Source organism: Vibrio sp. 947 (assembly GCF_033339115.1).
Lineage (GTDB): Bacteria > Pseudomonadota > Gammaproteobacteria > Enterobacterales > Vibrionaceae > Vibrio > Vibrio alginolyticus.
In genome coordinates this window covers 19,287-34,187 of sequence record NZ_JAWOTX010000034.1, presented here as the reverse complement: position 1 = coordinate 34,187, position 14,901 = coordinate 19,287, and the positions used below count along the sequence as shown (strand labels likewise).

14 protein-coding genes are annotated in these 14,901 nt (G+C 39.6%); 10 read left to right on the top strand and 4 right to left on the bottom strand.

Annotated elements, in window-relative coordinates:
- Positions 1 to 15: 15 nt before the first annotated feature.
- Entirely contained in the window at positions 16 to 723 is a 708-nt protein-coding gene (locus R7Q39_RS26530) for a hypothetical protein (RefSeq protein WP_225477988.1), read from the bottom strand.
- The gene (gene mobI / locus R7Q39_RS26525; RefSeq protein ID WP_053409738.1) at positions 723 to 1,217 is read right to left on the bottom strand and encodes a conjugative transfer protein MobI(A/C); all 495 of its coding nucleotides are present in this window, start codon (positions 1,215 to 1,217) and stop codon (positions 723 to 725) included. The genes R7Q39_RS26530 and mobI overlap by 1 nt, the downstream gene beginning before the upstream one ends.
- A 1,067-nt stretch (positions 1,218 to 2,284) precedes the next feature.
- Between mobI and R7Q39_RS26520 the strand changes: the two genes are divergently transcribed.
- The gene (locus R7Q39_RS26520) at positions 2,285 to 3,367 is read left to right on the top strand and encodes a PRTRC system protein D (RefSeq protein ID WP_225477989.1); all 1,083 of its coding nucleotides are present in this window, start codon (positions 2,285 to 2,287) and stop codon (positions 3,365 to 3,367) included.
- A 12-nt stretch (positions 3,368 to 3,379) separates the two neighbouring features.
- Positions 3,380 to 3,766, top strand: coding sequence for a hypothetical protein (locus tag R7Q39_RS26515; RefSeq protein WP_225477990.1), 387 nt, complete (start codon positions 3,380 to 3,382; stop codon positions 3,764 to 3,766).
- A 113-nt stretch (positions 3,767 to 3,879) separates the two neighbouring features.
- Here R7Q39_RS26515 and R7Q39_RS26510 read toward each other — a convergent pair whose 3' ends face one another.
- Positions 3,880 to 5,133, bottom strand: coding sequence for a ParB/Srx family N-terminal domain-containing protein (locus R7Q39_RS26510; protein WP_225477991.1), 1,254 nt, complete (start codon positions 5,131 to 5,133; stop codon positions 3,880 to 3,882).
- Positions 5,134 to 5,135: 2 nt separating this feature from the next.
- On the bottom strand, positions 5,136 to 6,068 hold the full coding sequence (locus R7Q39_RS26505; RefSeq protein WP_053409734.1) for a ParA family protein: 933 nt from the start codon (positions 6,066 to 6,068) through the stop codon (positions 5,136 to 5,138).
- 319 nt (positions 6,069 to 6,387) lie between these two features.
- On the opposite strand from R7Q39_RS26505, the gene R7Q39_RS26500 reads away from it, so the two are divergent.
- The 8 genes from R7Q39_RS26500 to R7Q39_RS26465 all read left to right on the top strand — a co-directional run bounded on the left by R7Q39_RS26500 (position 6,388) and on the right by R7Q39_RS26465 (position 14,899).
- Complete coding sequence (locus R7Q39_RS26500) at positions 6,388 to 6,714, top strand: hypothetical protein (RefSeq protein WP_318077064.1); 327 nt, start codon at positions 6,388 to 6,390, stop codon at positions 6,712 to 6,714.
- 131 nt (positions 6,715 to 6,845) lie between these two features.
- Positions 6,846 to 8,285, top strand: a complete 1,440-nt coding sequence (locus tag R7Q39_RS26495; protein WP_225477992.1) for a hypothetical protein — start codon at positions 6,846 to 6,848, stop codon at positions 8,283 to 8,285.
- Positions 8,286 to 9,296: 1,011 nt separating this feature from the next.
- Positions 9,297 to 10,976, top strand: coding sequence for a hypothetical protein (locus tag R7Q39_RS26490; protein ID WP_225477993.1), 1,680 nt, complete (start codon positions 9,297 to 9,299; stop codon positions 10,974 to 10,976).
- Between the two features lie 180 nt (positions 10,977 to 11,156).
- On the top strand, positions 11,157 to 11,471 hold the full coding sequence (locus R7Q39_RS26485; protein ID WP_258520394.1) for a hypothetical protein: 315 nt from the start codon (positions 11,157 to 11,159) through the stop codon (positions 11,469 to 11,471).
- Positions 11,472 to 11,474: 3 nt separating this feature from the next.
- Complete coding sequence (locus tag R7Q39_RS26480; protein WP_225477995.1) at positions 11,475 to 11,996, top strand: FlhC family transcriptional regulator; 522 nt, start codon at positions 11,475 to 11,477, stop codon at positions 11,994 to 11,996.
- Positions 11,997 to 12,035: 39 nt separating this feature from the next.
- Positions 12,036 to 12,311 carry a conjugal transfer protein TraF gene (traF, locus tag R7Q39_RS26475; protein WP_053410900.1) on the top strand — a complete coding sequence of 92 codons (276 nt, stop codon included), beginning with the start codon at positions 12,036 to 12,038 and terminating at the stop codon, positions 12,309 to 12,311.
- Positions 12,312 to 12,434: 123 nt separating this feature from the next.
- Positions 12,435 to 13,475: a conjugal transfer protein TraF gene (gene traF / locus R7Q39_RS26470; protein WP_225477996.1), complete on the top strand. Its 1,041-nt coding sequence runs from the start codon at positions 12,435 to 12,437 to the stop codon at positions 13,473 to 13,475.
- Positions 13,475 to 14,899, top strand: coding sequence for a conjugal transfer protein TraH (locus tag R7Q39_RS26465; protein WP_225478017.1), 1,425 nt, complete (start codon positions 13,475 to 13,477; stop codon positions 14,897 to 14,899). The genes traF (R7Q39_RS26470) and R7Q39_RS26465 overlap by 1 nt, the downstream gene beginning before the upstream one ends.
- Positions 14,900 to 14,901 lie beyond the last annotated feature (2 nt).

Here is a 14,901-nt window from a genome sequence, read left to right as displayed (position 1 = left end):
GAAGGACTCCAATCACTACGCTGCTGTTGCAGCGGCTTCCTGCTCACCAGTTTCATTCTCTTGGTGCTCTGGAGCTTCTTCGTTTTTGATTAGAGCCTGCATTAGTTCGTTGTATGCATCAGGATTGTATAAACCACCCTTACGATTACGTGATGCATTGGTAACGTAGTAGATACGATTGACCATTGTACGAATAGTATTGATGGCTTGGCCTTGAGCGTTCTGCAGGTGAACGTCTTCCAATTGGCCAGATAACCATAGGAACTCTATCTCTCCCATAACGTTATCAATCATCTCTACCAGACCAATCAGTTTCCAAAAAATTGGGTGAGTGATCTCAACGACGTACTTGTAGTTTTCAGGAACCTTTGGACGAGGCACATTAGTCACAATACCTTCGCTATATTTTTCCTGCTGTACAGATAATGCGTTAGCACGCTCAGATGCATTGGCGATTACACTTTCAAACCACGTATCCAATCGCTCACGTACAACTGTGTCATTCGCTGTGAACTGGATAAGACCTGCTACTCGTTGGAATGCCCCAGCTGCTGCTCCACCATTACGTGACATATAATCCAGCATTGCATTTGATTGCACTTGCAAGGTGTAAGGAACTGACTTGCGTGTTTGCACAAACTCATTGCGTCTTTGCTGTGGTCTGCGCGCAGATGGTCGATTGCCTTGTTCCGTTCCATTTTGTTGTGAATTTTGTTCTGCCATTATTCTTGTTCCTCAGAGTTCAGTGTTTCTGTTTCGGTTTTATCCATTTTTGAAAGGAGACGACTTAGATAAGCCTGAGCTCCATGCACATGTTCAATTGCATAACGTAAAGGGCGAAGTTTGTTTTCAGCTTCTTCAATCATCTCAAGTTCCCAAGGTTGAGCCTTTTTAGCGAACTGGGACATTTGATATACCGGACCCTTTCTAGGAGCTACTCGCTCACCCCACGATTTCTTTCTTCCCCCATAACGACCAGGCCCGTAAAAAACCCACTCGATATATGTCTTACCCGTTCGAACGGTAATGCGAGGACCATAATTCCCTCGAAGATAACCTTCTGGAGCCCCTTCTTTTCGCTCACGCTCTTGGAGTTTCATATTCATCATTCTGAATTCAATCCAATAGCCATCAACAACCGTGGTTGCCTCTTCAATGAGCTTTTCTAAGGTGGTTCTAATTTCTGCCCTAGCAGTTTCGATTGACTGTCTTGGCATACGCCCCCTCAAACCTCTTTTTATTTTTCAATCTCTACACCTATTTGCTCGGTGCCGTGTTTGATTATTCCGGCAACGGGTGAAGGAATGACCTCCACGTTCAGTTCGGTGCCGGGTTTGCATTTCCTTGATGAATTCGTAAAAAACGAAGAGGAAAGTGCAAGCAAGCCCTGCAATAGTTCGGTGCCGAGTTAGCTGGATTTCGGCAATGTTAGAGATACGTCTCTTTTGCAGTTCGGTGCCGGGTTTAATGCTCATTAAACTTCGTTGTTTTTTGACATATCCAGGCGCTGAAAATTAACGTCTAATATCCGGCACTAGTTCGGTGCCGACATTGCTGGTTTCCTGCATAAGTTAGGTTTAACTCAACACTCTAGTTCGGTGCCGAGTTAGTCCCGACCGACTTACAAACCACAAACTATCTCAAGTTCAACAAATTTTGTTTTATCAAACATCCGCACCGAGTTCGGTGCCGACTTTTATGCAAATCGGCAAATTATGAACAAATGCAATCATTCAGTTCGGCGCCGACTTTAATCAAAATATTGAAGAATTTATGACTGGAGATTTTGAAGGAGTTTTCTTGCAACCGTGGTGATTATCTAGCCTTATTTGCACCACTTTAATTGGTAATTTGGGTTCGATTTTCTATGACTAAGTTCTAAATGGGACGCTCATAGGTATCAATTACGTCGATATTTTCTGATATTGGCTTACCTAACATCAGCATCAGCACTACTAACCATAGTAAAACGCTTGATTTGCTCGTTTTTTATTCGCTTCTAGCCCAATTCTTTTTAATCAGTCAAAAATCTCAATGGTGACGGGTGTTCCATGCGACTCCCTAGAAGTCATGTAGGACACTTGCTTGTATTTGGAAATATTTTGGATTCTATTCAAGAAGTCTTGTGTGACTTCATGGAAGTCACAACGAACACTTTAATGAATCTATTGCAATTTCAATATGTAGCGTTTATATTTCAGAAGTCCCACGCGACTGCTATAAGGTCGTAGAGGACACCACCCAATTTTTGAATGATGGTTGAAACCATTTACTGGAGTAAAATATGACTGATCCAATCGTTAGATCTGTTGAAATTGGCTACGGCACGTCATCTACAGTGACTGGAGTAACAAAAGAAGGCTTTGTTATTCGTACTTACCCATCCGTACCAGTACCTGTTAAGTACAGTAAGCAGAATTTAGGCAGTGACATCCTTAGTTCACGTAAAACCGTTGTGGTACCAGTAGGTAAAAATAAGTATGAGGTCGGTGAAGATGTTCACGCTTCTTCTGACCCGCGATCTTCTCGCGTGTTAAACACTGAGGGATACATTGATTCTGAGCGATACAAAGCATTATTACTTGGCGCTCTAAAAATGATTCCTGATGAACAAGTAGATTTGCTTGTTTGTGGTCTACCAGTTTCGGTTATGCCTCGCCGTGAAGAACTAAAACAAATGGTAGAAGGAAAGCATGATCTTGGCGAAGGCCGTGAGATTACTATTAAGTCAGCTTGGGTTATTGCACAGCCACTAGGTGGTTTATTGGCTTATGCGCGTGAAGGCGGTCAAGGTCGCTTTAATGAAATGAAGAATGAAAACCTGCTTGTAGTTGACCCAGGTTACCTAACTGTCGACTGGCTTGTTACTCGTGGTCTAATTGCCAATGAAAACCGTTCTGGTGATTATGAAGCTGGCATGTCACGTGTATTGGCAACCGTAGCAGATGCTGCATTAGAGGTGTTCAAAGAGCATCCGTCATTTACACGTATCAACGACATCAATGTTGAGCTATTAGATCAAGCGTTTGTAACTGGTAAATTAAAATTGTTTGGTCGTACTATGGATTTCCCAGTTCATCAAGGATGCGATAAAACACCGCAATTTGATTTCACAGATGCTATCAATTCAGTTGCGGAAGAAGCAATCTCAACTGTCGTAAACAAGGTTGGTGACGCTCAAGATTTGGACCGCATCATTATCGTAGGTGGCCCGGCTGCGCTTTACAAACCAGCTTTACAGAAAGCATTTCCAAACCATGATATTCAAATTCTTCAAGATAGCTTGCGTGCAAACGTAATTGGTTTCCAAGAAGGTGGCATGCAACGAATGAATGCAATGGTGAGAAAAGGTCTTTTCAAGAAGTAATAGGAGCATGTTATGAGTAAGCCTCAACAGCTTCAAAACGACGTAGAGTTTGTAAGATGTAATCTACGTGTACTTCAAGACATCCACCCTGACCTTTTTGACCATCTTTCACGAATCAATGAAAAGGGCCGAGCGGAAGAAATTCGTTATCTAATGAGACTCGGCTTAATGGTTAAGAATGGACAGCTAGGAGGATTGCCTGCAGTAGCATCACCAGTTCATCAGGTAGTTGCTCAAGATATTCCAAGTAGCGCACCTACATCGGAAACAATAACGAGTAGTGGCACATCGGCTGACAGTCAATCAAGTTCGAATGTTACCAAGCCAGCAGATTCGAATACTGTCTCCCTCGACCAAAGTGATCTTGATTTTGGCGATGATTTGCTAGATCTAGACTAATCCAATATTCCAAACCACTCTACTGGCCAGTAGGGTGGTTTTTTTTGTGTTTACTTTAGTCTTTACTTCACATTCGAATATAAAAAAAGGTCACGATGTGACCTTTATAATTCCTAATCTTCTTGTTTCATCTCTTCAAGAGCTTTTATCGTGGCATCGAGACATTGGTTTACTTGTGCCCTATCCTCCCAATTAACCTCTTCCCAGTTGATACCTTCAATCTCCATTTTAGTTATGTCGCTTGTGAGAAGCGTTTTAACTACATTGGTATTCTTGATTCTTGGCGGGACATAATATTTGGCTTTACGACCTCTTCGAGTCTCATTTTGTGGTTCTTTACCTGCTTGGGAATCGTCATTCTCGTTACTTTGGTCATTGCCATTTAAGCCCAGATCAGAATCATTTGGTGACTCTAGATCTTCGTCTTCATTAATTAATTTCAAGTATTCAGGAACTGGCTTGGAATTATTTAAGAACATCTCTGCTAGGTTCATCTTAACAGCTAGTTCTTCATCTTCCGTTCCATCTGATAATTTGAGAGCTTCTTCAAGTTCCCGGATGGTCATAAAGTCAATGCCATCACGAACGGCATCATAGATGAACGGGAATTTGTTTAGCATCAGATATCGGTAGAAGGACGCATTTTTCAAACCCATCAACTTCATGGTTTCGACAGCCGTCAGATCTTTGGATTCGTCTTCTTTGATTTCATCATATGCCATTTTAAAAGCATATATTTTTTCATGAAGAGCCAGATCACTTCTGGAGTTATTCTCAGCAAACTGTCTTAACTTAGGAGACTTTGGTTTCTGTCTGTGTACCTGGAACGGCCATACACCATCCCATCCAGTTAGATATACAACTGAATAAAAACGTCTATGTCCAAACACAATTCTGTAATCAGTACCTCCGACACGGTACACCTCTATTGACTGGTAAATTCCACCACCCTCACGGATCTGTTCAGCTAGTAGAACTATTTCATCAATCTGAGTTTGAATGTGTTTGTATAACGGATGGTTTTTAGGGGTCTTATTAACTATGGTTCCTTTATCAATAATCACATAAGGCTTACCGACATTTTCTGCCTGAGCAAGAAACATAGCCTCAGCTGTTGGCCTGATAACAGGAAAGTCACGAGCATTCTGAGGGTCAGGACTGACAGAAGCGATAGCTAAATCATCACGGATACAATCTTTAGCACCTGTATTGATTGCTGGTTCCCAAGGTTGTTGAGACTCTTGATTTCCATTGTCTTGCTGTTCCTGTTGCTCACGTACTTTAGAACGAGCTTGCTCCATTTTATCGAGGCCAGATGAACGTCGATTACGTCCTCTTACAGTAACTTTGTTTTTACTTTCGGCCATAATTAAACACCAATTCTTTCACTTACAAATTTGTATAACTTAGTCATTTCTTCCGTAGCTTTAACATCTTTCTTTAATGAGAAAACTTCTTCTAAGTTATCTGGCTTACGTCTAGGTTTGAAAATCACTCGATTCACTAAAAAGAAGTCATCCGGTACAAGATTACTAGTATTTAGTACCGGTTCGTATCGACTCACATTCTCAATGAGGTTTGTGAATTGTTCTAACTCACTATTAGTCAAACTACTAGAACGAACGAGGTTCGGAATAACACCAACAACGTTTATTGGTTCGTCAGTGGATTCATTGTTGATTCGAATTGTTTCAAGTAGATTCGGTACAGCCTCTACAGAATCATATTCCAGCTGTGTCGGAATGATCACGTGTGAACACTTTGTCATAAAGCCTTCAGTAATCGCTGTCTTACTTGGTGGTGAATCAAAGATAATAATATCAACTTCATCCAAGTCACCTTCTACTTCAAGGTATGTTTCTGTCAATTCAGAGATCAGTGGAATGTATGCATCTCTATCAGAGAAAACGTCATTCAGCCTATCTACACGCCCCTCAGATGGAAGAACTTTCAAGTTAGGTACATCTTTAACTGGGTAGTATACAAATTGACGATCGAAGAGTATGTCTGAACTCGTTGAGTAACCATTCCACGTGCCGTTATCTGGGTCGCCATCTACGTAGTCTGGATGTAATGGCGGTAATAGATATGGCAACCCACTTCTATATTGCATCTCTAAGAATGTTTTACTGGAGTTTTGTTGGCTATCAAGGTCAACTAAGACAACGCGATACTTCTTACCTTTCTTATCTACTCCGCCGGTTGCAAATAAGTATGCTAACCAACTCGCAATAAAAGTCTTACCCACACCACCCTTATGGTTGTAGCAAATAAGCGAAATGGGCTTTCTAGATTTAGCCATAAACACCAGTTCCTCTTGAATAATCTAAGCTTTTAGTGATATTACGCCACCAGTTAGGCCTTATCAATAAATCTATGCCATAATACCCCAGCAACATCATGTTTTTTATATCCTGACTGAAAAGTAGTACATTTTTCGGTTCGATTGGCCGTTTATATTTACTTTACCTGATTGTTGTTTATAATTTGAACAAGCCTTGTAACTATAGGTAATTAATTTTTTAAAAATTAAAATAGCACCTAACCTATTGATATATATAGATAAAAAGGTCTTTTTGCTAAAGTCTCCCACGTGGGAGACATTTCACTCTGAAACGAGTGTGGCAGTACTGCTCAGAGTTAATTTTTTAAAAATTAAAATAGCACCTAACCTATTGACAGATATAGATAAAAAGGTCTTTTTGCTAAAGTCTCCCACGTGGGAGACATTTCGCTCTAAAGCGAGCATGGCAGTACTGGTCAGAGTTAATTTTTTAAAAATTAATTTCGCACTTAACCTATTGAAAAATAAAGATAAACAGGTCGTTTTGCAAAAGTCTCCCACGTGGGAGACATTTCACTCTGAAACGAGTGTGGCAGTACTGGTCAGAGTTAATTTTTTAAAAATTAAAATAGCACCTAACCAATTGAAAGATATAGATAAATAGGTCGTTTTACCAAAGTCTCCCACGTGGGAGACATTTAGGGTAATCCTAACGTCAAATAACGATTTCGGTGTACTGTGGTTATCAAAGACCTGTATAGCCACCTATACAACAAAGCAATAGAGAGCTATCAAATGGCAACAAATAAAACAGACGCATTGGACCTTATACATCTTCATGAAGAAGAAGGTTTAAGCGCTCCACTAGTGAAATTTGAAGATGCTGAGCTCCAGCTAAAAGTAAACCGCTTCCTACCCTCGGTAGGTGTAGCTCCTAAAAAAAGAGAAATGGTCAATGCCATTTTCGATATTTGCGAGCGCTCAAAAGAATCAATAACATCTCTTAGTAAAGTTTCAGACTCATTTGGTTTATCAGTCAATACTATAAGAAGCTATCTAAAGGAATTAGAAAAGTTAGGAGTAGTTGAAACTGTCACCTGTACAACTGATCCAATAAATAGACGTAGAGGTATGCTTTACGTATTTAAGCAACCGAACTTATCAGCTGTATTCGAGAAATTGGTAGAAGAAGACAGTAAACAGAATGACACGCGTCCAATAGTACAAATTGAAGATGTAGATTTAATAAACCAACATGAGCTGACAGATATAGCATTTTGCGACCTAATAACAACTGTACTATTTGGTGCTTTACGTTTTAACCGCAAGGGAAATGCAACCAAGATTGAATCACATGTTTTGTGGGGACCAGAGCGAGTTGCTGTAGAAACACGTTCCGGTAAGGGTGAAAGAATAGCTTTACTATTCGATTTAAAATACTACATAGGAACAATAACTGTCCTTGAAAACATAATTAAAGAAAGAATCAAAAATGATGAGTTAGTTACAGAAACCTATAATATACCTCTAAATGCAATTTTGAACTCATTGAGGCTACCCAAAACCGGAGGCCATAAAAACTCAGCACTAACAGCAATAAGGAGGTTGTCTGGTACAACATTCCATATTCGACAGCTACCAAAATGGTTTCTTCATAGATATGGGATGACAAGCAACTCTGCTTTGCACCTAAACATGCTGACATTAAGAGTCGAAGGAGAGTCCAGTGAAGCACCAGGATCAATTGTGCTGCAATTGCAATTCCCACCAGAAACTATTGCTCAAATAAAAAGACAAATAGACGGAAACACTGAGGCAATACATGAATTGACCCGAGTGTATTCAAATGCACTAACCACATCGAATAGTCTGGTGTTTGGATTTAATTTATGGACATCAAACTATTTCAGTGAAAAAGGCATGGCAATAATAGATTGGCTGGAACTTAAAGACCGAACAGCACCACAATTATCAATCACGGAATTTAAGAAAAGCTTTAGCGAGATACTAAAAAATCATGCGATTAAAGCGTCAGTAAAAGAGTATGACCAGAGTCTTGATAGAGAAGTTGAAGTTATCGATGTAGAGTACGAATCCATCTATAACAATCAGGGTATAGCATTGAAAGAGACATCTTGCATAAGTGGAATAAGGGTGTCACTTGAAGATGGCCAGTTCGTGTTACTGCCAGAAATAGATACTTCATCATTAATACTGAAAAATCTGTACCTTTAAACGATTCATAATAATAGATAAACGAGGTTGGCCTTAATGCCAACCTTTTTTATGGAAACAATAAAATTACTAATTATTAGAGCGAAGAAACGGTAGTGTTTTGTAATAAAAATAAAATGTTACGTCGTCACTTACCAGCGGAACTTTTAGAGAGCATCAACGGTACAAAAAGTATTATCAAGTACTGTTTCTAGAGATAAAAACTCTAAACCATAACAATAATAGGATAGGGGAGGGGAATCTGATAATTAATGTATATAAATCAACAGATTTCAGAATGAGATCTAAATCACTACAATATCAGCCCAATACGATTCCATACTTTTAAAAATTTTACGGATTCACTACGCATTTAAAGGCCAATAAAGTGAATTAAAATAAATAAATTGAACCTAAATCGGGAAAGATGATTTCAACAAATATCCTTTAGAAAAACATTTTTCTTTTTAATCAACAACTTATTAAAACATTAAAAAATCAAGCACCCTTTTATGGCTAAAAATTACGTGCATTCATGAAAAAAGAGTAAACGTGAAAACTTGAAAATAACAAAAAAACGATCGAAAAACGGTATTGAAAGTTCAAAACGGTACTGAAAGTTCGGATCGGTATTGAAAGTTTGATAATTGATCAAGGAAATATGGGGAGATCTAGCCGTTTTCATTAAATCTATCGCATAAACAATAGGTTACAGCACGATCTATTATGATCAGTAGATCGTTGATCTATTGACAAGATCAACTTAAAATCTAATAAGTTCGTAGATTCAAAAACATAACTGCAATTATGTGTTTCTACAACTAAAACCATAACGATGGTAAAAAAAAAGCTGAAAGCCCTGCAAGGCTAACAGCTTCATTACAACATTAAATATTGTGATGGATAAAGACTGCAATCTCTATCCTTCAAGCATCCAATTAAGTTTGGAGGACGCCCTTCACCCCTAATTATACTAGCTATCATAATTAGGTCAATGTCCCCAACTATGGATGCTCTCAAAAAGAGTGTCTTATGGCAGGGACTAAACACGCCTTTTTAAAGGCTATAGAGAAAACATACCCATTAACATTTGTTGATGACGAACGCGATCTACATACAGAAGAGTTGGCATTAACCAAAGCTCAACTTGTGGAGATCTTAACCCATCACCAAAAAGCTACAGATAAATCTGTTCCAGCATACATTCCAGGAACGTTTAACTCTCCAAAAACTAAAGCGATAGAAGAAGTGAGACAACTTTCACTTCTCGTTTATGATGTTGATTGTAAAACAACCACTTACACTTTAAGCCAACTCGAAAGTAAGCTTGAAGGATATGCTCATATAATCCATTCAACATACAGTGCTACCTATGAAGCACCAAGATGGAGAGTAATCCTATTTCCATCAAATCCAATACAACCAGAAGATTTTCATAAGGTATACGTTGGAACTGCTAAACGCTTTAACATTGAAATTGATCAAACTTGTACTAATGCTAATAGGCTTTTCTACCTACCATCAGTAAATGTACTAAATGACTTTGTATTCTCTACATTCAATGACGGTAAAGAGATAACAATCAAAGAACCTAAAATAAAAACTAAAAAGAAAGTGAACAGAGGATACGTTTCCTTAAGTTCAGTAAGTGAAGGTTCGAAAGATAGATTACCTTGCCAGTTCGGAAAAGCCTCTAGTAATGGCTCTGCTAATGGTTTTGTAGTACCACCAGCTCTTAAGGCGCCATTTACTAAGGAGCAGTTCGATGAATTACTCTCGCATCCGGGAACATGGCTTCGCGCAGCAGAGTATATGGGTCTTCCGGTAGAGGGTATTGGTTCCAAATCAAACTATTCCAAATCATTTTCGTCTGTAATTCCGGGTGTAGAAGATAGAAAACCAAGTTGCAGCCTTGGCCTTCTTTCAGATACAACAAGGCTTGTATATTTTGCTTTCAATGAAGTTCATGAGACTACTTTAAGCTCAGGCCCTGTTAAGTTCGATTTGGCGCATATATTTGCAATGATGAAGTGTGGTCGTCGGATACCTCAGACAGAGTTTAAATCTGGTATGCACAAAGCTTGGTTAACTCGTTTATTGATAGATTCAGGGCTGATTATCCCTCAACCAGTTACAGATTTACCTGAGTTGCCAACTGATGCTAAGTCAGCTGAAAGATTGTATGTTGGTTTTAAAGAGCTATTACAATGTAAACGAGCTTTCATCGATCAGATTGATGACCCAACTGCATTCAGCTTAACCTTTGCGTGCTATTGGTGTGGTATAGGCAACCGAAATACAGCTAAAAAGTATACTCAAATGCTATTAGAACACGGTGTATTACGATTTGTAGACAAAATCACATTGCCTCGTGGTGGTTCAATACCAGTATTGTTACCAGCAGGGAAAACTACCAATGTATATCAAATGCGTAAGAGAAATTCTCATAAGAAGTCGGTCGAAGCTGAGGTCGCTAAGCGTGTACCTACTGCGAACACTGTTCGTTCTACAAATACGGAGAGATTGCCATCTGAGCAAAATTCTTGTGAGGTTGTTACCTATGCAAATCGCCGGGAAATAGGGAATTATGCAAGGATCGATAAGCTTCATGACGATTATATTTTCGCAGATCAATCAGATGTTAATTGGATAGAAACAGATCCTGCGCTTAATAAAATTCACGAAACACCACGTAATTTAGGATACGGCTAACCCTTTCAATACTCATTGTATATAACCAACAGGGAAAATTGTTGAACGAACGAGCAAACAGACATATCATACTACTACATGTTTAATGATTTGCGTTTTAAAGGCTACCGTTCAATGGAAATTGGAATACTAGACAATAACAGTTATCGCTCGATTCAGGATTCGCAGACCGCATATATCATGTCAATGCGAGATTTAGCGCGTGTTGACCCTATCAGTGTGGCAGCATTGTTTAAGATTTCCACGGCAGAAGCACGTAGATTAGCAGAAACGTCAACATATGATCTGCAGGTCGCTTTACATTCTTGCCCTCCAATCTTGACGATTAAAGGCCAGGATACTTTACGCGGCGCAAGTCCAATGACAGCTCTTCTTGACTCGTTAGAATCTAATACTGACGAGTTTCACAACACGGCTGCACACATCAACGCTTATAGTGGACCCGTTAATACTTCTGGTTTAACTACCACCCCATTAAAAAAGGCGAGAGGGTAGTTTGTGAGTAGTGCTGCATCGAAGCGTAGAACCCAAAGTTGGGAACCAGATATTTATTACGAAAAACAGCAACTCTCTTACCAAATGGCAAGACTCGGTGCTAATACTCGTGTACTGAAAAAATTCTTTGTTGTTGATAAACGACTAGAGAAATCGATAAACAAAGAGCTAGGGAAATTTCGTAAGGGTTCTGGATGGATGACTACTCATGTTGTTCACCGAGTTCATGCAAACATTGTTTATCGTAATTACTGCAATGCAGTACCTGATAATTCAGACTTTCATCGTCCACCTACGCCAACTGAATTGCTGTCTTTAGCGCGTACATATTTGGTTGTGTATAACAATCAGTATATGGATATTAATAGAATCTATCATATTTTCGAGTACTTGAAGGATGGTACTTTCACAAGAAAAGTCTGCAACAAATGTGGGATAGATTATATCTTTCACTCAGAAAGAAACTACAATCAATGCCCGTTCTGTGAAAAGGACTCTACCTTGTATAACAAAGGTAAGCGTTAGTCATCTGTAATTCTTTTTAAATAATCCCATTAGGCAAATATGATTAACAAATTTACAACTCCAATCCTGTTGGCAATTGCACTATGTTCATGTTCTACAATTGAAACTGAACAACAGATAACGGTTGATTCTCCAAGCGATCTAGAACTGCCATCCGTTTTTACAGAAGCTTGGTTTAAAGATAACCTACCAATCCTTCGTGAAAGAGCTATAGATGATCCAACGGAAGCAAACGTTAGAAAATATTTTATCGCTCAAAAAGCTATGCTTGATATGGCTGAAAAGAAAGCTAACTCTACGACTTACCCTCAGTAATATACCTATTCCCACCCAGCGCTTTTAGCGCTACCACGCTATCAAAATCATATCGATTAAGTGTGCCTACTAAGACCCACTTAATCGACACGCAATCTATTCCAATCCTGCAATATTCATTGCATGAAAAAACATATCTTATCTTTGGCTGTGGCTGTCTGCCTGACGACGGCTTATACGTCGAATGCATTTGCTAATAGCGATACATCTGACTCCTTCTATAACCGTAAAAGTGAAGGTTGGTTTTGGTATGAGCCTGAACCGGAACCTGAGCAAGAAATAAAGGTAGAACCTAAGAAAGAACCAGTACAAGCACCGGAAACAAAACAAGAAGCTAAGCCAAAGAAAGAAGCAACTGAAAACAACGAAGTAGTTGTCAATGTTGCATGGCTTAGAGAGAACTTACCTAAATTACGCGATTCAGCGATCGATAATCCAACCTATGAAAACGTTAGGCGGTATTTCTATGCCCAGCGAATCATGATGGATAAAAGTTCGAAATTTGCCTCCGTCGCACAACAAGTATCAAAGTTTGAAGTGCCTTTGGATGAAACTTTGCGTCGACCAGAAAACCAAGTTGCACTAGTTGACCAAAAAATTGCGGCTAAACAAAATCGAAGTGATTTGATCAAACAGTTAGCAGATAAGGTCGGGTTCTTCTTTTTCTTCTCTTCTACATGTACTTACTGCATGAAAGAAGCACCCATGCTCAAACGTCTGCAGATGGAAACAGGTATAGACATACTTGCGATCTCACTTGACGGCCGACCGCTGCCTAATAACGAATTTCCAGATTATGTAACTGACCCAGGCACATTAAAACAGAAACTCCAGGTCATGGTTACACCCACAATTTACCTCGTTACGAAAGATGGCAGTGAATTCCATAACTTGGCCGTTGGACTTACCGCGCCAGATGAATTGATGCGTCGAACCATCATGTTAGCAAGCAAAGAAGGGTGGATTACCGGCGAACAATATGATGCGACACAAGACGTTCGTGAAATCCTCTTGGATGACGCAACTAAGAGTCAGTTAACAGTCGACCCAGACAAAGTGTTCAGTGACCCAGATTACCTAGCGAACAAGCTACGCGCCAAATTCCAAAAGCAATATGACCAAACGAAGGACATCCAGAATATTAATCAGGACGTGACACCGTGATGAATAGTAAGAAAAGACTGTTATTAGCATCGACAGCATTAAGCTTTTCTATGCTAATGCCTAGCCAAACCTTGGCTGGTGACCCCTTAAAAGAAATATTCGGGATGATGACCACTGCAACCGGTTCTCAAGTGTATGAATCACAGAAACGCAACGGTGTAGCCTTCGGTACGTTTAGTGCTAGGTTCTCTATGTATCAGCCAAAAGTTATTAATTTTCAAGCACCTAGCATGAATGCCGGGTGTGGTGGAATTGATTTTTTTGCGGGTTCAATATCGCTGATCAAGAAGGAGGAACTTGTTCAAATGGGCCGCTCGATAGCTGCTGGTGCGGCTGTCTATGCATTTAACTTGGCAGTTGAGTCCATATGTCCATCATGTGCTCAGGGTATGGCTTGGATTCAGGACAAGCTTGATGACTTCAATGACTTAGTAAGTATGAGTTGTCAGGATACTGTGGATGCATTGAGTGAAGCGAAAGTTGGCCAAGGTTTGGCAAAGTCTCTGACTGATACTGTAAACAAAGATGGTTGGCAAGAACGATTAGGTTCATATGCTGAAACAAAAGTTGACGCCATGAGTAGTTGGGGTGACTTTTTCTCTGAACGTTCAGAAGATGGAGACGCTAAATCTGTCAAAGTACCAGGCCTTAAAGGGAATATCGTTTGGGATGCATTGGGTGCTGCAAAAGTTGATCAATGGAGTTTTGCTACAGGCTGGGAAAAAGACGATATTCAAGAACTGATTATGTCGTTAATTGGTACAAAGGTCATTACCGTTGGTGATGGTGATGAACTTGAAACCACACCATACGCAAAAACAGTTTCTGCAGAGGACCTTCTTTATAACAAAGAAGGTGAAAAGATTGAATTACTTAGATGTGATACTAGTGAAACTAAAATCGATAACCGTCTCCCTTGTACGAAAATTAAATCAGGTTCAGCAGCAAAAGTAGAGTGGGAAGGGATTTATCCAAGAGCTCTTAAACTGTTAAACGGTGACGGTTCAGAAGTAGGCATCCGTAAACGCATTCTAACCAAACAAAACCTGACAAGTGAGCAGCAGAAATTTGTAGAAAATGCTGATGTTCCGATGATGACATGGCTATTTATGACGGGTAAAGATGATGGTGCTCAAGAAGCGATAGCCAATCTAGTAGCTTATCGTGTAGCGGAAAAGTCGTTACAAGATTTGATGTACCAATTACAAGAAATCCTCAAAAAAGCGGAATTGAGTGCTACCTCTGACGCTAAGGCAACCCAGAACTTAATAGATTTCTTGAAAGGCAGGATGATCGAATTCCAATCTCAGATTGATGACATCCAGACGAAGAAACGCGATGAAATAAAATCAGCTAATGATCTAATGAATACTTATGAAACTTTAGCTGAGGCAGTTAAAGCAATGGCAGCGAGTGGGGTGTAGGG